Raw genomic sequence first — 18,607 nt, forward strand, 5'->3', positions numbered from 1 at the left:
CGCCTGCCAGACACACAGCGAGGTCGGGTCACCGTACGCGCACAGCGAAATGTGATCAAGCCGCGGCATAGGGGAAACATCCGCGTGGTTGTATATGGAGACTCGCCCACGACCACCTGAGGAGGGCACCCGACATGACCACCACGACTGCACCCGAAGCGTCAGCCGTCCTCGATCACCGCCTGACGGCGGCCGATCGCTGCGACTCCTGCGGCGCACAGGCGTACATCGCCGCGACGGTCAATGGCAGCGAGCTGCTGTTCTGCGCGCACCACGGCCGCAAGTACGAAGAGAAGCTCCGTAGCGTCGCCACCTCGTGGCACGACGAGACGGCGCGACTCAGCGCCGCCGAATAAGACCATTCCGTCAGAACGGGCCCCGTGCACCTCGTGCGTCGGGGCCCGTTCTGCGTATCAGGCGTGCGCGCTGACGTATACGCGAGGCACGGTGGGCGAGATACGCAGGGCGATCTCTTCGCCGATCGTGTCGATGAGTTCGGCGAGGTCGGTGACTCCGAAGAGCGCACCGGGGCCGAAGAGGGCGATCTCATCGCCGGGTGCGGCGTCGGCCCACGGGGCGAGCACCGTGTCCGTCGGGCCGATGGCCTCCACGCGCCGCGGCCCCTCGGGCGTCAGCACGTCGAAGCGCCCGGCCAGGGTGCTCGGCAGCCCGTGCAGGGCGCCGATGTCGAGGTGCACGCCCGCGAGATCCACCGCCGTCACGGTGGCGGAGAGCCGGCCGATCGGTTCGATCCCCAGCTCGCCCTCGCTCGGCCCGCCGGCGGGACGGATGCCGTATGAGAACGCCCCCACGCGTACGAGATCCTCCCGGAACTCCCCGCGGGCGAAACCGGCGGCACTCGCGGCGAGGTGCGAGAAGCGCGGGTCGAGTCCCGCGGCGCGCGCCGTCTCTCGTGCGGCGAGGAAGACCGCACGAGCGTCGTCGTCGTCGGCATCCGAGGCCTCCGAGATGTGCGACCAGATCCCCTCGAAGGCGGCGTGACCGTCGGCGACCAGCGCGGAGGTCTGCGCCAGGGCGGCCTCCCACCGCTCGGGGCGGATGCCGTTGCGATGCAGGCCGGTGTCGATCTTGAGGTGCACCCGGGCCGGGTGCTCGACGGGGAGCCCCGCGAGGTCGGCGAGCAGCGCTTCGTCGCCGATGCCGAGATCGAGATCGACGGCGACGCCGGCGGCCAGGTCGTCGCGTCCGCCGATGAGCCAGACGAAGATGCGCACGTCGGGCCCGGCGATGCGGCGCACCGCGGCCCCCGTGGCCACGTCGAAGGCGCCGATCCACCGCACGCCTTCCGCGACGGCGCGCCTCACGATCGGTTCCAACCCGTGAGCGTAGGCGTCGTCCTTGACGACGAGCATGGGGGCGGCGGGGGCGACCGCTTCGCGCACGCGGGCGAGGTTGCGGGCGAGAGCGTCGAGGTCGACGCGGTACACGGCGCTCATCCGGTCACTCTCCGATCGGCACGGACGCCCACCACGGCGACGATTTCTGCGGCGCTGAGGCCTGTGGCATCCGCCCACTCCTCCACCGAGGGGTGGCCATCGGCCGGGTCGCCGAAGTAAACGACCTCGGTCCCGCGCGGCACGGTCTGACCCTCGACGTCGACGACGCAGACGTCCATCGCGACGCGCCCGACGATGCGATGCCGCCGACCGCCGATCGAGACCGTCGCCGTGTTGCCCAGCGACCGCACGACTCCCTGGGCATAGCCGCCCGTCACGAGGGCCACGGTGGTGTCGCGGGGCGCGCGGTGGGTGTAGCCGTACGAGACGCCCTCCCCGCGCAGAAGCGGCTTCGTGCCGAGGGCCCGACCGTGCAGCGACATCACGGGCCGTGCGTGGGAGCCCGGCAGACCGAACAGGACCGCGGCGTCGAGGGGTGCGGCATCCATCCCCAGATCCGAGAGCACGGATGCCACCCACTCGGCGCCGTGGCCCCACGCGTCGGCGGCGAAGACGTCGTCGGCACCGGAGCCGGTACCGGCCGCGAGGGCGAGAGGGGCGTTCCGGCGCAGGGCGGACTCGGAGATGCGGGCTACGGGCGACACTCCCCCGGCCGCGGGCAAGCGGGCAGAGAGCGTGGAGGACACCCCTTTAGACTAACGGGGTCCTCCTTCCCCGACCCCGGAGCCACATGCCTCAGCAGGGTTTCTCTCCCGTCACGCGCCTCCGCTACCTCGCCGGACGCGCCCGCCGCATCGATGTCGGATCCGTCGTCGAACGAGCCAAAGAGGCCTCCGCCCAGCACGGCAAGGCCCTGCCGCTCGTCGTCGCCGACATGCTGTACCAGGCGGGTGTGAAGAACGTCGGCTTCCAGGACTACATCGACTACGACTTCGCGATCCTCACCCCCGCCGAGCGCGCCACCTACATGACGCACCCGGTGTCGAACCAGATCTCGCAGAAGTACGACCACCCCGACTACCGCGGCCTGTTCCAGGACAAGGTCGAGTTCGACCGGACGTTCAGCGAGTTCCTGCGCCGCGAGTGGATGGTGGTGGATGCCGGCAACGCCGACGACCTGCGCGCCTTCACCGAGCGCCTCGGCACCATCGTCACGAAGGAGCCGGTCGGACAGGCCGGAACCGGCGTGCACCGCTACCACGCGGCCGACGTCGAGGACTGGGGCTCGTTCCACCGCGGACTGCTCGAGCGCGGGGAGATCCTCGTCGAAGAGGTCATCCGCCAGCACGACGACCTCGCGGCCGTCTGCCCGGGTACCGTGAACACCACGCGCGTCACGGCGTTCTTCGACGGCGAGAAGACGCACATCCTGGCGATGGCCCAGAAGTTCGGCCGGGGGGCGGTCAGCGACCAGATGACCTTCGGCGGTTTCTACACGATGCTCGACGAGAACGGCCACGCCCTCGGCGCCGGCTACGACTCGCACGGGCACGTGCACGAGCTGCATCCCGACTCGGGCGTGCGCATCGCCGACTTCCAGCTGCCGATGATCGACGAGGTCACGGCGTTCGTCGACCAGGTCGCTCGTGTCGTACCGCAGGTGCAGTACGTGGGCTGGGACATCGTCGTGGGCCCCGAGGGCCCTGTGCTCGTCGAGGGCAACTGGGGCGCCGGCGTCTACGAGAACAAACCGAGCGTCACCGGCATCCGCACCGGACACAAGCCGCGGTATCAGGCGGCCATCGGGTTCTGATCCCGGATGCCGAGAGGCCCGTCCCCCGCGGGGGGCGGGCCTCTCGGCATCCGGGGGCGTCGACGGACTCAGCTCCGTGCCTGCGGAGGGTCCTGAGTGTCTCGAAAGTTCGGGGTCGTGGCAGGGGTGCCGGGGGGACTGATGGCCTCAGCCATCGCACGGCGGCGGGAGCCGGCATCCCGATACCGAAAAGGCCCGCCCCGAGAACGGGACGGGCCTTTCACGCGGCTGTCAGCCGTGGCGCACGATGCCCAGCGGCGTGGACTCGTGCCCCTGGCCGAGCGGGTTGTCCTTGAGAATCGCGACGAGGCGCTTCTCGCCGGCCTTGTCCATCGTGGAGCCGAGGATGTTGCCGCCGAGGTCGTTGATGTCGACGACGGCGACCTGCAGGTCGCCGCCGAGCAGCGACTTCAGACGAGCGGCGACCTCGCGGGGGCGCTCCGGGCCGAGGACGACGGCCTGGTTGTACGGCGGGATCGTGCCCTTGGTGGGGCCGTCGATCGCGCGTGCCTTGTCGCCCGCGATGCGGTAGAAATCGCCCTTGCGTCCGAACGCTTTGGTCACGGCCGAGACGGCCGCGGCGAACAGGATGCGGGGCGTTCCGCACTCGCGCAGCGCCATCTCCATCGTCTCGGGCATGCCGAGGCCGATACCGTACGGCGTGCGCGTGACGTACTTCGACAGGAACAGCGCGAGCTTGCGGGGCGCGATCGTGTCGAGCTTGAACGACCGGCCCTGGGTGATCGCGACGATCTTCTCGGTGACGAACAGCAGGTCGCCCGGCTGCACGGCATCCTTCGCGTATTCGAGGATGAACGCGTCGAGGTCGTCGCCCGGCATGACGACCCGCGTGCGGATCGGGATGCGGGCGTACGACGTCCCCTCGACGGTGACGGTGAGCGCCTTGCCGGCGTTGGCCTCGCCGCTCATTCGAGGTAGTCCCGAAGCGACTGCGAACGGCTCGGGTGACGCAGCTTCGCCATGGTCTTGGACTCGATCTGACGGATGCGCTCGCGCGTCACGCCGAAGGTGTCGCCGATCTGGTCGAGCGTCTTGGGCTGACCGTCGCCGAGGCCGAAGCGCATGCGGATCACGCCCGCCTCGCGCTCGCTGAGCGAGTCGAGGAGCGACTCGAGCTGACGCTGCAGCATGGTGAAGCCCACCGCGTCGGCAGGGACGACGGCCTCGGTGTCTTCGATGAGGTCGCCGAACTCGCTGTCGCCGTCTTCACCCAGGGGCGTGTGCAGCGAGATGGGCTCGCGGCCGTACTTCTGGACCTCGATGACCTTCTCGGGGGTCATGTCGAGCTCGCGGCTGAGCTCTTCGGGCGTGGGTTCGCGACCGAGGTCCTGCAGCATCTGGCGCTGGACGCGGGCGAGCTTGTTGATGACCTCGACCATGTGCACCGGGATGCGGATGGTGCGGGCCTGGTCGGCCATGGCGCGCGTGATCGCCTGACGGATCCACCAGGTGGCGTAGGTCGAGAACTTGAAGCCCTTGGTGTAGTCGAACTTCTCGACCGCACGGATCAGGCCCAGGTTGCCCTCCTGGATGAGGTCGAGGAACTGCATGCCGCGACCGGTGTAGCGCTTGGCGAGCGAGACGACCAGGCGAAGGTTGGCGCCGAGCAGGTGGCTCTTGGCGCGCTGACCGTCACGGGCGACCCACTGCAGATCGAGACCCAGTTGGCTCGTCTTCTCGGCCGCGGTCATGTTCGACAGCTTCTCTTCGGCGAACAGACCCGCCTCGATGCGCATGGCGAGTTCGACTTCTTCGGCCGCGTTCAACAGCGGCACCTTGCCGATCTGCTTCAGGTAGTCCTTGACCGGGTCGGCGGTCGCGCCGGTGATCTGGGCGGAGTAGACGGGGACGTCGTCCTCGTCGCTCGACGAGATGACGATCGCGCCGGTGGGGAGGGCCTCGGCGGGCGCCGCCGGGGTCTCGTCCTCGTCGTCGTCGTCGGACTTCTTCGCGTCTGTCTTGGCCGCGTCGTCGGAGTCGTCGCTGTCGTCGGCGTCGTCGATCTCGACATCGCCCACTTCGACGTCTTCCTCGTCTTCTTCGAGGTCGTCGTCTTTCTTGGCCTTCGTCTTCGCCTTGGCGGGGGCCGCCTTGGCCTTGGCGGGGGCCTTCTTCGCGGGGGCCTTCTTGGCGGCCGTCGTCTTCGACGCCGTCACGGTCTCCTCGGAGTTCTCGAGTTCGGTGTCCTTCGCACTCCGGGAGCGGGTCTTGGTTGTCGTGTCTGCCACGTTTCGCCTTTCACCGGGAACGTACGCTGCACGGCCACCGGTCGTTCTCGGACACTAGTAAGACCCTTGTCAAGTCCCGAACCGAGGAGCGGGGGCTCCTGGTCCGGTTGACAACGGGTCAGGTTCTTCATTATCTCACATCCCCGGACCGGGACTTGACGTGGGCCGGGTTTATATGTGTAGACAACGTCCGCGAGGGCGGAGGCATTCCCGGATGCCGAGCCTTCGGCATCCCATCGACCTGGGCGGCGAGGCTGCGGTCAGCCGAGCTTGCCGCGGCGGTCGTCGTCGCCGGGGCGGGTGGCGAGGAAGCGCTCCAGCTCGGCGGCGAGCTCGTCGGCGCTGGGGAGGTCACCCGTGTGGATGATCGGCGTGGCCTGCGTCGAGCCGGCCATATAGGCGTCGTAGCGTTCCTCGAGGTTCTCGAGCATGCGGGTCAACTCGTCACTGCCCTCGACCTGCTCGGTGACCTTGCCGAGGAACTCGCGGTTCTCTTCGCGCAGGACCTCGCCCGCGAACACCAGGCCGGTGGCAACCGTGAGACTGTCGAGCGCCGCGAGGGTCGCCGCGGGATATTCGGTATCGCCGAGATAGTGCGGAACGAGGAGGGCGAAGCCGACGACCTTGGCTCCGGCTTCCGCGAAACGGTACTCGAGCAGGTGGCCCGCCGTGGAGGGAACCTGCGTGTGGGGGCGCCAGACCGAGTGCGCTTCGGCCAGGTCGGGGCGGGTGCCGCTCACGGTCGTTCCGATCGGACGCGTGTGAGGGACCGGCATGGGGATCGCGTGCACCCACGTGACCGACGACACCTGCAGACCCGCCGACAGCTCGAGGACGGTCTCGGCGAAGGCCTCCCACAAGAAGTCGGGCTCATAACCCGCAAGAAGAAGGAACGGTTGTCCGAGTGAGTCGTGCGCGAGCGAGAGCTCGAGGCGCGCTGGCCGGAAGTCGGTGAGGTGATCCTCGACGAACGTGATCGCGGGGCGACGTGCCCGGTAATCCAGCAGCGAATCATTGTCGAAGACGAAGAGGGCGTTGGGCTGCACGTCGTTGCGGAAGTACTCGACCAGGCGGGTCACCGCGCCACCGGCATCCGTGAACCCGGTGAGGGCGATCACGAGCGGCAGGCCCGACGGCACGGGCGGCGCCGCGGGGGCGCGGTCGTACAGCGGGGCAGAGGAACGCATACGTCCACTCTACGAGCGTGCCGGATGCGACGGCGGCGGTGCGTCCCGCTCCTAGCGAACACGCTCGAACCTAGGATGGATGCCATGCCGTTTCCCTCAGTGGCGTACACCCACGCCCCCGCTCTCGAGTCCGACGCCGATGCGATCCTGCTGATCGTCCCTACCGTTTCGGAGGGAGCACCGGATCCGGCGGGCTGGGACGGGCTCACGGCCGCCCTGTCTGCGGTCGGTTTCACGGGTGCCGCCGGATCGTTCCAGCGCGTCCACGTGCCGGGAGTCTCGACCCCCGTCGCCGTGGTCGGTGCGGGCGCCGACCCCGCCGAGGCCCAGCTGCGGGATGCCGCGGGAGCGGGCCTGCGTCAGCTGACGGGCTTCGAGCACGTCGCGGTGCAGTCGCTCGCCCCTTCCGCGTGGCGGCCGCTCGCCGAGGGCGCTGCCCTGGGCGGTTATCGCTTCGCCGACTACAAGAAGAAGGCGTCGAAAATGCGCGCCACCCGCGTGACCGTCGTCGCCGAGGATGCGCCCTCGGACGCCGACACCGCGGCGGTTTCCGCCGTCGCCGGGGCCGTCGCCCTGGTGAAAGACCTGGTCACCACCCCGGCCGAGTGGCTCGGCCCGGCCGACTTCGCTGAGGCGGCGGTCACGGCCGTCGAGGGTCTTCCCGTCGAGGTCGAGGTGCTCGACGAGGGCGCCCTCCGCGAGGGCGGCTACGGCGGCATCCTCGGCGTGGGACAGGGTTCCGACCGCCCGCCGCGCATGGTGCGTCTCGATTACTCTCCCGCTGGTGCCGAGCGTCACGTCGCTCTGGTCGGCAAGGGCATCACGTTCGACACCGGCGGGCTCTCCCTGAAGCCGCCGGCATCGATGGTCGGGATGAAGTACGACATGTGCGGGGCTGCGACGGTGCTCGCGGTTCTGAAGGCCGCTGCCGAGATGCAGCTACCCGTCCACGTCAGCGCGTGGCTCTGCATCGCCGACAACATGCCGTCGGGCCGCGCCACCCGCCCGGGTGACGTGCTGCGCACTCTCGACGGCACCACGGTCGAGGTGTTGAACACCGACGCCGAGGGTCGCCTCGTGCTCGCGGACGGTCTCGCCGCAGCGAGCCGCGAGAACCCCGACCTCATCGTCGACGTCGCGACCCTGACCGGAGCGATCACCGTCGCCCTCGGCAACCGTCACACGGGTGTCATGGGCGACGACGACGCCGTCGCCACCTACCTCGCCGCCTCGGCCCGCACCGCTGAGCTCGCGTGGCAGCTGCCGCTTCCCGACCACATGGTCGACGATCTCGACTCGCCCATCGCCGACCTGCAGAACGCCAAGATCGGTGACCCCGCCGGTGGCTCGCTGTTCGCCGGGCTCTTCCTGCGTCACTTCGTCGGCCGTGTCTCGGCGGACGCCGATGCTCCGCGCATCCCCTGGGTGCACCTCGACATCGCCGGAGTGGGCATGAACAAGTCCGCACCGTTCGGCTACACCGACAAGGGCGTGACGGGAGCAACGGTCCGCTCGCTCGTCGAGATGCTGGCCACGGACGGCGCACGGTGACCGAGTACACCGCCGACGTGGTCGTTCTCGGCGGCGGAAGCGGCGGCTACGCCGCGGCTCTCCGCCTCGCCGAGTTGGGCAAGGACGTGGTGCTCGTCGAGAAGGACAAGCTCGGCGGAACGTGCCTGCACCGCGGCTGCATCCCCACCAAAGCGCTGCTGCATGCCGGGGAGGTGGCTGACGCCGCTCGCGGTGCGTCCGACATCGGGGTACGGGTGACCTTCTCGGGAATCGATCCCGCGCGGGTGCGGTCCTATCGCGAGGGCATCGTCGCGAAGAAGTTCAAGGGTCTCGAAGGTCTGATCTCGGCTCGCGGCATCCGGGTGGTCCGCGGAGCGGGTGCACTCGAGGCCGGACCCGCGGTACGGGTCGGCGACGACGTCTACCGCGGCACCGATGTCATCCTCGCGACCGGTTCGTACAGCCGCAGCCTGCCCGATCTCGAGATCGGTGGACGCGTGCTGACGAGCGAGCAGGCCCTCGACCTCGATGTGATCCCCGAGCGGGTGGTCGTGCTCGGGGGCGGCGTCATCGGCGTCGAGTTCGCGAGCGTGTGGCGTTCATTCGGCGTGGACGTCACGATCGTCGAGGCGCTTCCGCATCTGCTGCCGGCGGAGGACGTGGCATCCAGCAAGGCTCTCGAGCGCGCTTTCCGCAAGCGCGGGATCGCCTTCCAGCTGGGTCGACGCTTCGCCTCCCTCACTCAGACCGCGGACTCCGCGACCGTGACCCTCGACGACGGGTCGGAACTCGTGGCCGACTACGTTCTGGTCGCCGTGGGTCGCGGTCCCGTGACGGCCGGCCTCGGTTACGAAGAAGCCGGTGTCGTGCTGGAGCGCGGCTTCGTCCAGACCGACGAGCGCCTGCGCACCGCGGCCGCCCACGTGTGGGCGGTCGGCGACATCGTGCCCGGCCTGCAGCTCGCGCACCGCGGATTCCAGCAGGGCATCTTCGTCGCGGAAGAGATCGCGGGGCTCTCCCCCGTCCTCGTCCCCGACGTCGACGTCCCCCGCGTCGCCTACTCCCACCCCGAGGTCGCGTCTGTCGGACTGACCGAAGCGCAGGCTGCGGATCGTTACGGATCCGATGCCGTAAAGGCGTACGAGTACAACCTGGCCGGGAACGGCCGCAGCGAGATCATCGGCACCTCGGGGATCGTCAAGATCGTCCGGCGCGTCGACGGGCCCGTCGTCGGTGCCCACCTGGTGGGCGATCGCGTCGGTGAGTTGATCTCGGAAGCTCAGCTCGCGGTGGGCTGGGAGGCCCACCCCGAGGACATCGCGCCGTTCGTCCACGCACACCCCACCCAGAGCGAGGCGCTCGGCGAGGCCTTCCTGGCCCTCGCCGGCAAGCCCCTGCACGCACTCTGACCACAACCGGTCACTAAGCTAGGTACCGCATCCGGTACGAAGGAGACATACCCATGAGCACTTCCGTCGTCCTCCCCGCTCTCGGCGAGAGCGTCACCGAGGGAACGGTCACCCGCTGGCTCAAGCAGGTCGGTGACACCGTCCAGGAGGACGAGGGTCTGCTGGAGATCTCGACCGACAAGGTCGACACCGAGATCCCCTCGCCCGTCTCGGGCGTGATCGAGGAGATCCTGGTCCAGGAAGACGAAACCGTCGAGGTCGGCGCGGTCCTCGCGAAGATCGGTGACGGCTCGGGTGCCGCGTCGTCCGACGACGCCCCCCAGGCCGCCCCGGCCGAGCAGGAGTCCGCGCCCGCGGAAGAGGCGGCTCCCGCCGAGTCCGCTCCGGTCGAGCAGGCCGCTCCCGCCGAGCAATCGGCTCCGGCCGCCGGTGGTGACTCGACCGAGGTGAAGCTTCCCGAGCTCGGTGAGAGCGTTACCGAGGGCACCGTCACCCGCTGGCTGAAGGCCGTGGGCGACGACGTCGCGGTCGACGAGCCCCTCCTCGAGATCTCGACCGACAAGGTCGACACCGAGATCCCGTCGCCGGTCGCCGGCACTCTGCAGGAGATCCTGGTGCAAGAGGACGAGACGGTCAACGTCGGTGCCGCCCTCGCGCGCATCGGCAGCGGTGCGGCCCCGGCTGCGCAGCCGGCGGAGCCCGCCCCGGCTCCCGCCGCTGAGGAGAAGTCCGCCGCTCCCGCCCCCGCTGCCGAGCAGAAGCCGGCCGAGCAGCCGGCCCCCGCCGCGGAAGAGAAGCCCGCCGCTCCCGCCGAGAAGCCGGCCGGGCAGGCCCCCGCCGCATCGTCGAACGACGACGTCACGTACGTGACGCCGCTCGTGCGCCGCCTGGCGCAGCAGCAGGGCGTCGATCTGGTCTCGGTCAAGGGCAGCGGTGTCGGCGGACGTATCCGCAAGGAAGATGTGCTCAAGGCCGCCGAGGCCGCGAAGGCGGCTCCGGCCGCGTCGTCGGCTCCCGCCGCCGCAGCTCCGGCTGCCCCCGCCCCCGTCGAGGTCTCGCCCCTGCGCGGCACCACGCAGAAGATGTCGCGTCTGCGCAAGGTCATCGCCGAGCGCGCCGTCGCATCGATGCAGGCGACCGCTCAGCTGACCACCGTCGTCGAGGTCGACGTGACGAAGCTCGCCGCCCTGCGCGATCGCATGAAGGGCGAGTTCCAGCAGAAGACGGGCGACAAGCTCTCGTTCCTGCCGTTCTTCGCCATCGCGGCCATCGAGGGCCTCAAGGCGTACCCGATCATCAACTCCACGGTCGAGGGCGACGAGATCGTGTACCCGGCTCACGAGAACGTCTCGATCGCGGTCGACACCGAGCGCGGCCTGCTGACGCCGGTGGTCAAGGACGCCGGCGACAAGAACATCGCCCAGCTCGCGCGCGAGATCGCCGACCTCGCTGCCCGCACGCGCGACAACAAGCTGAAGCCCGACGAGCTCGCCGGTGGCACCTTCACGCTGACCAACACCGGTTCGCGTGGCGCGCTGTTCGACACGCCCATCGTGTTCCTGCCCCAGTCGGCGATCCTCGGCCTCGGCGCCGTGGTGAAGAAGCCGGGGATCGTGTCGGTCGACGGTAAGGACGCCATCGCGGTGCGCTCGTACGTGTACCTCGCGCTGTCGTACGACCACCGCATCATCGACGGCGCCGACGCGGCCCGCTTCCTGGGCACCGTCAAGGCCCGTCTCGAGGCGGCGCAGTTCGAGGGCGACCTCGGGATCTGATCCCACCGAGCACCAGCTCATGATGGCTGGTCCGCGACCGTTCTGGCGGCGCGGACCAGCCATCTCTCGTTCTGCCGCACGAGAGTGACGTACTGCGTCGATCCTGCGGCGTCGACGCGTACGACGGTCACTCCCCCGAAGTCGTCGACCACCTCGATCTCCCCCGCGGCGGCATCCGCGAGGAGAGGCTCCCGCGGGAACACCGAATTCTCCTCGTAGGACGACGCGCAGGCCTCGTCGTCGCGGCATCCGGCGATGTCTGTGAAGAGCCTCCGCGCGATCTCTTCGACGTCATCGGAGAGCGGGCGTCTTTCGTCCACCGGCGGCGGGTCCGACAGCCACGGCGTGGAGGAGGTCGGTGCGGGATCCATCAGCACCTGTTCGGATGCGGTCGGCTCCGAGTTGTGCTCGGCCGGAATGAGAGAAAAACCGATGACCGCTATCACTGCGAGGCCCCCTCCGACGGTCGCGAGTCGAAGCATCCGGGACGTGCGCCAGCGCTCCCGGATGTCCTCGAGAGCGATGCGCGACGCCTCGGCCAGATCGGCGTCGACCAACTCGAGCACACGCGCCACCGCACCCTCGCGCTCGGGTGAAGGCGGTGCTGCGTCGACGGACGGGATGAGCGGGCCGAGGACGAGAGGCAGAGGTGCCGCGTGCGAGAAGAGGCGTCTTTCCACGGCATCCCAATCCCGGGGAGGGCGGGTCAGGACGCTCTCTCGTGCTCGACCGAGGATGTCGCGGGTGGGCGGGTCTGCGGCGATCTCGGCGAGGTGCGCGAGGCTCTCCGCCGTCGCGGCGACGCCGTCCGGTCCGGCCGGGTCGTCCACGGCCACGGGGCAGCCGGTCGCCGTCAGCCACCAGGTCGTTCCCTCTCGAGCGGCTGCTGCCTCGCGGCATCCGCGAAGGAGGCCGACGGCCGCGGTCACCGCCTCCCCTGCGGTGAGAGGGACGGTGCTGCGCGCGCGGCGCCGCAGGTATGCGTCGAACGGTTCGGCGAGAACGGATGCCGTTGAGCTGCTCATCCCGCGATGGTGGCGGAACCGCTCCGATCGCGTGTCGAGAAATGTCGAATGCGGGGACCACCCGACGGAACAGTCCGCTGGGGAGGAAGGTCTCGCGGCAAAGATAGAATCATCTTCATGGCCGCTCGCACCACCACGCCCGAGAAGCGTCCGGGCTTCTTCTCGCAGCTGAAAACCCTGTACACCTTCACTCAGAAGGAGTACCGGTGGCTGCCGTTCCTGCTGGCCGGCATCGTACTGCTGGGCATCGCCCTCGGCGTGCTCGTCGGCTTTCTCATCCCGCCGCTGGCGGCGTGGAGTGTCATCCTCTGGGGCGTGACGGGTCTGCTGGCCGGCATCCTGGCCTCGATGATCACCATGACCCGTCTGTCGACGACGGCCATGTACAAGAAGATCGACGGTATGCCCGGGGCGACCGGTCACGTGCTGTCGTCGTCGCTCGGCCGTAACTGGCAGGCCTCTGAGGCCCCGATCGGCGTCAACCCCCGTACGCAGGAGGCCGTGTACCGCGCGATCGGTCGCGGAGGTGTCGTTCTCATCGGTGAGGGCAACCGCAGCCGACTGACGCGTCTGGTCGGCGAGGAGCGTTCCCGCGTGACGCGCGTCGCGGCCGGCGTCCCCGTCACCGTGCTCTACGTCGGTCATGGCGACGACGAGGTGCCGATCGCCAAGCTGGCCTCGACCATCAAGGCGCTGCCCAAGAAGGTCGATCGCTCCACGATGGCCGCCGTCATCAAGCGCGTGTCGTCGGTGTCGCAGGGGCTGTCGTCGCTGCCGATCCCGAAGGGCGTCGACCCGACGAAGATGCGCTCCCCGCGTCCCCGCTGACTCCGCGACAAAGGCCCCCGCTCAGGCGGGGGCCTTTGTCATCGGTGCCGACGGGTTCAGGTGCGGACGAGAACCGTGCCGACCACCTTGTCGTGCAGACCCCGCTGGTCGGCGTCCCAGACCACGGCGGGGATGATGAGCGCGAGCAGCACGGTGCGGACGATCGGGCGCCAGACGCCCACCCAGCCTCCGGATGCCAGCTCCAACCGCATTCCCATGATCCGGTGCCCCGGGCTCCCGCCCAGGAGGGGGATGAAGAGGATCTGCACGGCGAAGAAGATGAGGTTCGTCGCGATCGGATTCGCGAACGGGACGCCCGTCACGGGGTCGGGGGCGGAGAAGAAGGCATATCCGATCAGGCCGGCGCTGGCGACGTCGATCAGCAGGGCCGCGATGCGGCGCCCCGGGCGGGCGATGGAGCCGCGACCCTCGCGGGGAAGGCCGAGCCGCTGGCCCGGATACTCGTTCTCGGCGGGGAGGCTCACGACATCCAGCGTAATCGGCGCCACGTAACATCCCCGAAACATGCGAGATATGACCGGGACACCGGTTCTGGGTAGGGTCGAGGAGGCTGGCCGAGGCCGGCATGATCCCGAATGTTCTACCTCTGGAGTCTTCATGTTCAAAGATTCGTCCGAGGTGCTGAAGTTCATCCAGGACGAGGACGTCAAGTTCCTCGACATCCGTTTCACGGATCTTCCTGGTGTGCAGCAGCACTTCAACATCCCCGCCTCGACCGTCGACGAGGAGTTCTTCACCGTCGGACAGCTGTTCGATGGCTCGTCGATCCGCGGGTTCGCGAACATCCACGAGTCGGACATGCAGCTGATCCCCGACGTGACCACGGCGTACGTCGACCAGTTCCGCGAGGCCAAGACCCTCGTCATGATCTTCGACATCTACAACCCGCGCAACGGTGAGATCTACGGCAAGGACCCGCGCCAGGTCGCCAAGAAGGCCGAGAAGTATCTCGCCTCCACCGGCATCGCCGACACCGCGTTCTTCGCCCCCGAGGCCGAGTTCTACATCTTCGACGACGTGCGTTACGAAGTGAAGCAGAACTCGAGCTTCTACTCGGTCGACTCCGAGGAAGGCGCCTGGAACACCGGTCGCGAAGAAGAGGGCGGAAACCTCGCCAACAAGACCCCGTACAAGGGCGGCTACTTCCCCGTCTCCCCCGTCGACAAGACGGCGGACCTCCGCGACGACATCACGCTCAAGCTGATCGAGGCGGGCTTCGCTCTCGAGCGCTCGCACCACGAGGTCGGCACCGGTGGTCAGCAGGAGATCAACTACCGCTTCGACACGATGCTGCACGCGGCCGACGACATCCTGAAGTTCAAGTACATCGTCAAGAACACCTGCGAGCAGTGGGGCAAGGTCGCGACCTTCATGCCCAAGCCGCTCTTCGGTGACAACGGCTCGGGCATGCACACCCACCAGTCGCTGTGGAACGACGGCAAGCCGCTGTTCTACGACGAGACCGGATACGGCGGGCTCTCCGACATCGCCCGTTGGTACATCGGTGGCCTGCTGGCGCACGCGCCGGCCGTCCTCGCCTTCACCAACCCGACCCTCAACAGCTACCACCGTCTGGTGAAGGGCTTCGAGGCGCCGGTCAACCTGGTGTACTCGGCCGGTAACCGCTCCGCTGCCATCCGCATCCCGATCACGGGCACCAACCCCAAGGCCAAGCGCATCGAGTTCCGCGCGCCCGACGCCTCGGGCAACCCGTACCTCGCGTTCGCGGCTCAGCTCATGGCCGGTATCGACGGCATCAAGAACCGCATCGAGCCGCACGAGCCCGTCGACAAGGACCTCTACGAGCTCCCCGCCGAAGAGGCCAAGAACATCCCGCAGGTTCCGAACTCGCTGCTCGACTCGCTTGAGGCTCTGCGCGCCGACCACGAGTTCCTGCTCGCCGGTGGCGTCTTCACGCAGGAGCTGATCGACACCTGGATCGAGTACAAGATCGAGAACGAGATCCAGCCGATCGCCCAGCGCCCGCACCCCTTCGAGTACGAGCTGTACTTCGGGGTCTGATCGCCCGATCATCCACGTCGACGCCCGTTCCCGCCGTTTCGCGGGGGCGGGCGTCGTCGTTCGCCGGGATATGCCAGGAGTGGCGGCATCCCGTCTCAGTCCGCGCGCGCCGCGCGCTTCTGCTCCTGGAACAGGCGAATCGCCTCGTACCGTTCGGCGGAGCGGGCCTGACGCTTCGCCGCCTCGACCTCGCGAACCTTCGGCGGCGCGCTGGTCACGAGCTCGTCGAGCAGATGCCGGACGGATGCCGCGATCTCGCCCACGGCGCGATCGAAGACGTCCGTATTCGCCCGCGACGGCGACGTCGACCCCACGATCTTGCGTACGAACTGCAGCGCTGCGTCGTGGCACTCGGCATCGGTCGCCGGGGGCGTGAAGTTGTGCAGGGGAACGATGTTGCGGCACATGCCCGACAGGCTAGGCCGATCGACCGCTCACCGCGAGGGGCGTCGCGTGCCCTCGCGCGGGACGTCGTGCCAGGTGCGGGCCAGGCGGACGGCCAGCGCGGCGCCATAGACGAGGCAGAGCGCGGCGAACGGTCCGCCGATCCAGACCATGACCCCGGCCGGGATGTGCCGCCGACCCGAGCCGAGGGCCTCTCCCCATTCGAGGGTGCCGGAGCCGAGCTCGGCGAGGATCGAGAGCACGTACCCGCCGAGCGCCGCTCCGAACACGATGGCGCCGATGACCAGGAGCAGCGCCCGCGTGCGCCCGCGCGCACGCAACTGGCGATCCAGCTCGCGCGTCCAGCGCCTCCCGGCCCGGCTCACGGGGCGGGGATCTCGACGAGGCGGAACCAGCGCCCGGTCGGGGCGAGGCGGGACAGCGCGGGGAGGAAGTGCGGGTCGCTCACGTGTCCGTCGAAATCGACGAGGGTCAGACCCCGGTGCGCGAGGCTCGCCATCGCGCGGCGGATGCATCCCTCGACGAGGTGCTCGCCGCCCGGCTGATCGCGCGTCGTCGTCTCGGCGACGATGAGCGCCGGGTCCGTATCGACGAAAGTGAGAGCCAGAGCCAGGATGCCCCCCGAGTCGTCCACCGCAACGGCGGACGCATCGGCATCGAGGTCGTCCCAGAGCCCCTCGACAAGAGCGTGTTCGAAACCGTCGCGCACCGGGCTCCAGTTCTCGTGCGTCCAGCGGTACATCGCGGCGAAGGCTGTCTCGACGTGGGACCGGGCGACTCCCGCGAGCGGTTGCACGTCGGCGTGGGGACGCAGCTCCCTCCGGAGATCGAGGGCCGCACGTGCGGGCGGCACGATCTGGATCGTGCGGGCACCGAGCGCGTCGGCGAAACGCATGGCTTCGTCGTCGACGTACCCACGGGCCATGAAGGGCAGAGCGCGTGATCGGAGGGTCGACAGATGCCCTACCAGGGCGGTGCCGATGCCACTGCGGCGCCTCTCGGGATCCACGACGACCTCGAGCCAGAAACGGTCCTCGTGCACGCGTGACAACCAGATCGCTCCCGCGGCCACGACCACGTCGCCGTCGAGAGCCGCGGCAGAGCGCGTCTCGTCGTTTCGCCAGCGGTCCCCATCGAGAGAGCGGCCGCCCCACCATGACGGCGAGTCCGCGAGGTCGTCGTCGGTCAGTGGTCGGAAGTGCACTCCCCCATCGAATCAGGTCGTCGGCTTCCCGGCATCCCCCCAGGTCAAGCGCCGCCGGGATGCCCGAGGGGCACGGGAGGATAGGACTATGCCGGAGTCTCCTTACGCGTCTCGTCCGTGGTCGTCCTCCTACGCCGAGGGTGTGCCCCTCGACATCGACGAGCCCTCGCAAACGCTTCCCGACATGCTGGCGGCATCGGTCGCCCAGTTCGGCAAGAAAACCGCGCTCGAGTTCTTCGGGGCGCCCACCACCTACCGTGAGCTCGGGGACCAGGTGTCCCGAGCCGCCGAGGGACTACGGCGCCTCGGTGTGCGGGCAGGTGACCGCGTCGCTCTCGTGCTGCCGAACTCCCCGCAGCACGTGGTCGCGTTCTACGCCGCGCTGCGACTCGGGGCGATCGTCATCGAGCACAACCCGATCTACACCCCGCGTGAGCTCCGCCACCAGTTCGAAGACCACGGAGCGCGGTTCGCGATCGTGTGGGACAAGCTGGCCGACACCGTCGCCGAGTTCCCCGCCGACCTGGCGCTCGAGAAGATCATCAGCGTCGACATCACGGCCGCGCTCCCCCTCGCCAAGCGACTGGCACTGCGTCTGCCCATCGCGAAGGCCAAGGCCGCCCGCGAACAACTCACGAGCACCCCGCGCTCGAAGCGGCCTGTCGCCTGGGAGAAGCTGCTGACGCACGGCAGGCTCTCGCGTAAGCACGCGGGTCCGGTCCTCGACGACATCGCGCTGCTGCAATACACCAGCGGCACGACCGGCACACCCAAGGGGGCCGTCCTGACGCACTCGAACCTCCGCGCGAACGCGATGCAGGGTCGCGCATGGGTGCCGGGTCTGCGCGACGGCGAGGAGACGTTCTACGGCGTACTGCCGCTGTTCCACGCCTACGGGCTCACGCTCTGCCTCACCTTCGCGATGAGTATCGGCGCGAAACTCGTGCTGTTCCCGAAGTACGACCTCGAACTGGTGGCGGCGGCGGCGAAGAAGAGCCCGCCGACATTCCTCCCGGCCGTTCCTCCCATCTACGACCAGCTTGCGCGCTCGGCAGCACGCGGCACCGTCGATCTGAGCACCGTGCGGTTCGCGATCTCGGGCGCGATGAGCCTGCCCGTCGCGACCGTCGATCGCTGGGAGGCCGCGACCGGAGGGTTGCTCGTGGAAGGCTACGGCATGACCGAGTCCTCGCCCGTGGCCCTCGGCAATCCGATCGGACCGTCGCGCCGACCCGGAACGGTGGGCGTGCCGTTCCCCAGCACCGACATCCGCGTCGTGGACCCCGACGACCCCACCGTCGACCGGCCCCAGGGCGAGGCCGGCGAGCTGTTGCTGCGTGGTCCGCAGGTCTTCCAGGGCTACTGGAACCGTCCGTCCGACACAGCGGAGACGCTGCTCGACGACGGCTGGCTGCGGACGGGCGACATCGCCACGGTCTCGCCCGACGGATTCGTCACCATCGTCGACCGACTGAAAGAGATCATCATCACCGGCGGCTTCAACGTCTCGCCGAGCGAGGTCGAAGACGTGCTCACCTCGCACCCCGACATCGCGGGAGCGGCTGTGGTCGCTCTTCCGAAGTCCAGCGGCCAAGAAGACGTCGCCGCGGCGATCGTGCTGCGCGAGGGCGTGCACGTCGAGCCCGACGCCATCCGCGACTTCTGCAAGACGCGTCTCGCGGCCTACAAGGTTCCGCGCCGTGTCGTGGTGGTCGACGATCTCCCCCGTTCGCTCATCGGCAAGGTGCAGCGCCGTGAGGTTCGCGAACGCCTGATGTCCAAAGCATGAGAGGAAGGGA

General features: G+C 69.0%; 18 protein-coding genes. 8 read left to right on the plus strand and 10 right to left on the minus strand.

The annotated features are described in order from the left end of the window. Nucleotides 1-134 precede the first annotated feature (134 nt). Complete coding sequence (locus NE358_RS07900) at nucleotides 135-356, plus strand: DUF7455 domain-containing protein (RefSeq protein ID WP_103209401.1); 222 nt, start codon at nucleotides 135-137, stop codon at nucleotides 354-356. Nucleotides 357-413: 57 nt separating this feature from the next. On the opposite strand, the gene NE358_RS07905 is transcribed toward NE358_RS07900, so the two are convergent. Both NE358_RS07905 and NE358_RS07910 read right to left on the minus strand, forming a co-directional pair. After that, on the minus strand, nucleotides 414-1,457 hold the full coding sequence (locus NE358_RS07905; protein ID WP_289942530.1) for an alanine racemase: 1,044 nt from the start codon (nucleotides 1,455-1,457) through the stop codon (nucleotides 414-416). Further along, on the minus strand, nucleotides 1,454-2,104 hold the full coding sequence (locus NE358_RS07910) for an alanine racemase C-terminal domain-containing protein (RefSeq protein ID WP_289942531.1): 651 nt from the start codon (nucleotides 2,102-2,104) through the stop codon (nucleotides 1,454-1,456). Before NE358_RS07910 ends, NE358_RS07905 begins: the two co-directional genes overlap by 4 nt. Before the next feature lie 44 nt (nucleotides 2,105-2,148). Here NE358_RS07910 and NE358_RS07915 point away from each other — a divergent pair, with 44 nt between their 5' ends. After that, a complete protein-coding gene (locus tag NE358_RS07915; RefSeq protein WP_103209395.1) occupies nucleotides 2,149-3,171 on the plus strand; it encodes a sugar-transfer associated ATP-grasp domain-containing protein in 1,023 nt (340 codons plus the stop codon). A gap of 231 nt (nucleotides 3,172-3,402) precedes the next feature. Here NE358_RS07915 and NE358_RS07920 read toward each other — a convergent pair whose 3' ends face one another. From NE358_RS07920 to NE358_RS07930, 3 genes are all read right to left on the minus strand, one after another. Then, entirely contained in the window at nucleotides 3,403-4,101 is a 699-nt protein-coding gene (locus NE358_RS07920) for a coenzyme F420-0:L-glutamate ligase (RefSeq protein WP_103209393.1), read from the minus strand. Continuing rightward, entirely contained in the window at nucleotides 4,098-5,420 is a 1,323-nt protein-coding gene (locus NE358_RS07925; protein ID WP_103209391.1) for an RNA polymerase sigma factor, read from the minus strand. Before NE358_RS07925 ends, NE358_RS07920 begins: the two co-directional genes overlap by 4 nt. 260 nt (nucleotides 5,421-5,680) lie before the next feature. After that, the gene (locus NE358_RS07930) at nucleotides 5,681-6,607 is read right to left on the minus strand and encodes a proteasome assembly chaperone family protein (RefSeq protein ID WP_103209388.1); all 927 of its coding nucleotides are present in this window, start codon (nucleotides 6,605-6,607) and stop codon (nucleotides 5,681-5,683) included. Nucleotides 6,608-6,691: 84 nt separating this feature from the next. On the opposite strand from NE358_RS07930, the gene NE358_RS07935 reads away from it, so the two are divergent. Genes NE358_RS07935 through sucB form a run of 3 tightly spaced genes read left to right on the plus strand, consistent with a single transcriptional unit; the run spans nucleotide 6,692 to nucleotide 11,303 of the window. After that, nucleotides 6,692-8,158 carry a leucyl aminopeptidase gene (locus NE358_RS07935; protein ID WP_289942532.1) on the plus strand — a complete coding sequence of 489 codons (1,467 nt, stop codon included), beginning with the start codon at nucleotides 6,692-6,694 and terminating at the stop codon, nucleotides 8,156-8,158. Then, entirely contained in the window at nucleotides 8,155-9,528 is a 1,374-nt protein-coding gene (lpdA, locus tag NE358_RS07940) for a dihydrolipoyl dehydrogenase (protein WP_103209385.1), read from the plus strand. Before NE358_RS07935 ends, lpdA begins: the two co-directional genes overlap by 4 nt. Before the next feature lie 53 nt (nucleotides 9,529-9,581). Further along, nucleotides 9,582-11,303: a 2-oxoglutarate dehydrogenase, E2 component, dihydrolipoamide succinyltransferase gene (gene sucB / locus NE358_RS07945; RefSeq protein WP_289942533.1), complete on the plus strand. Its 1,722-nt coding sequence runs from the start codon at nucleotides 9,582-9,584 to the stop codon at nucleotides 11,301-11,303. Between the two features lie 17 nt (nucleotides 11,304-11,320). On the opposite strand, the gene NE358_RS07950 is transcribed toward sucB, so the two are convergent. Then, on the minus strand, nucleotides 11,321-12,328 hold the full coding sequence (locus tag NE358_RS07950; protein ID WP_103209380.1) for a hypothetical protein: 1,008 nt from the start codon (nucleotides 12,326-12,328) through the stop codon (nucleotides 11,321-11,323). 117 nt (nucleotides 12,329-12,445) lie between these two features. Here NE358_RS07950 and NE358_RS07955 point away from each other — a divergent pair, with 117 nt between their 5' ends. After that, complete coding sequence (locus tag NE358_RS07955) at nucleotides 12,446-13,156, plus strand: DUF4191 domain-containing protein (protein WP_103209378.1); 711 nt, start codon at nucleotides 12,446-12,448, stop codon at nucleotides 13,154-13,156. 56 nt (nucleotides 13,157-13,212) lie between these two features. Here the strand turns inward: NE358_RS07955 and NE358_RS07960 are convergent, their stop codons facing one another. Beyond that, complete coding sequence (locus tag NE358_RS07960; RefSeq protein WP_258873562.1) at nucleotides 13,213-13,641, minus strand: RDD family protein; 429 nt, start codon at nucleotides 13,639-13,641, stop codon at nucleotides 13,213-13,215. Between the two features lie 133 nt (nucleotides 13,642-13,774). On the opposite strand from NE358_RS07960, the gene glnA reads away from it, so the two are divergent. Next, on the plus strand, nucleotides 13,775-15,199 hold the full coding sequence (gene glnA / locus NE358_RS07965) for a type I glutamate--ammonia ligase (protein WP_103209374.1): 1,425 nt from the start codon (nucleotides 13,775-13,777) through the stop codon (nucleotides 15,197-15,199). A gap of 95 nt (nucleotides 15,200-15,294) precedes the next feature. Here the strand turns inward: glnA and NE358_RS07970 are convergent, their stop codons facing one another. The 3 genes from NE358_RS07970 to NE358_RS07980 are packed head-to-tail and all read right to left on the minus strand — an operon-like array spanning nucleotide 15,295 to nucleotide 16,808. Beyond that, nucleotides 15,295-15,606 (minus strand): DUF2277 domain-containing protein, encoded by a 312-nt coding sequence (locus NE358_RS07970; RefSeq protein ID WP_289942534.1) that lies wholly within the window; start codon nucleotides 15,604-15,606, stop codon nucleotides 15,295-15,297. 27 nt (nucleotides 15,607-15,633) lie between these two features. After that, entirely contained in the window at nucleotides 15,634-15,969 is a 336-nt protein-coding gene (locus tag NE358_RS07975) for a hypothetical protein (RefSeq protein ID WP_289942535.1), read from the minus strand. Beyond that, nucleotides 15,966-16,808, minus strand: a complete 843-nt coding sequence (locus NE358_RS07980) for a GNAT family N-acetyltransferase (RefSeq protein WP_289942536.1) — start codon at nucleotides 16,806-16,808, stop codon at nucleotides 15,966-15,968. Before NE358_RS07980 ends, NE358_RS07975 begins: the two co-directional genes overlap by 4 nt. An 88-nt stretch (nucleotides 16,809-16,896) precedes the next feature. Between NE358_RS07980 and NE358_RS07985 the strand changes: the two genes are divergently transcribed. Next, on the plus strand, nucleotides 16,897-18,597 hold the full coding sequence (locus tag NE358_RS07985) for a long-chain-fatty-acid--CoA ligase (protein WP_289942537.1): 1,701 nt from the start codon (nucleotides 16,897-16,899) through the stop codon (nucleotides 18,595-18,597). Nucleotides 18,598-18,607 lie beyond the last annotated feature (10 nt).

The organism is Sphingomonas sp. G5, from assembly GCF_052660795.1.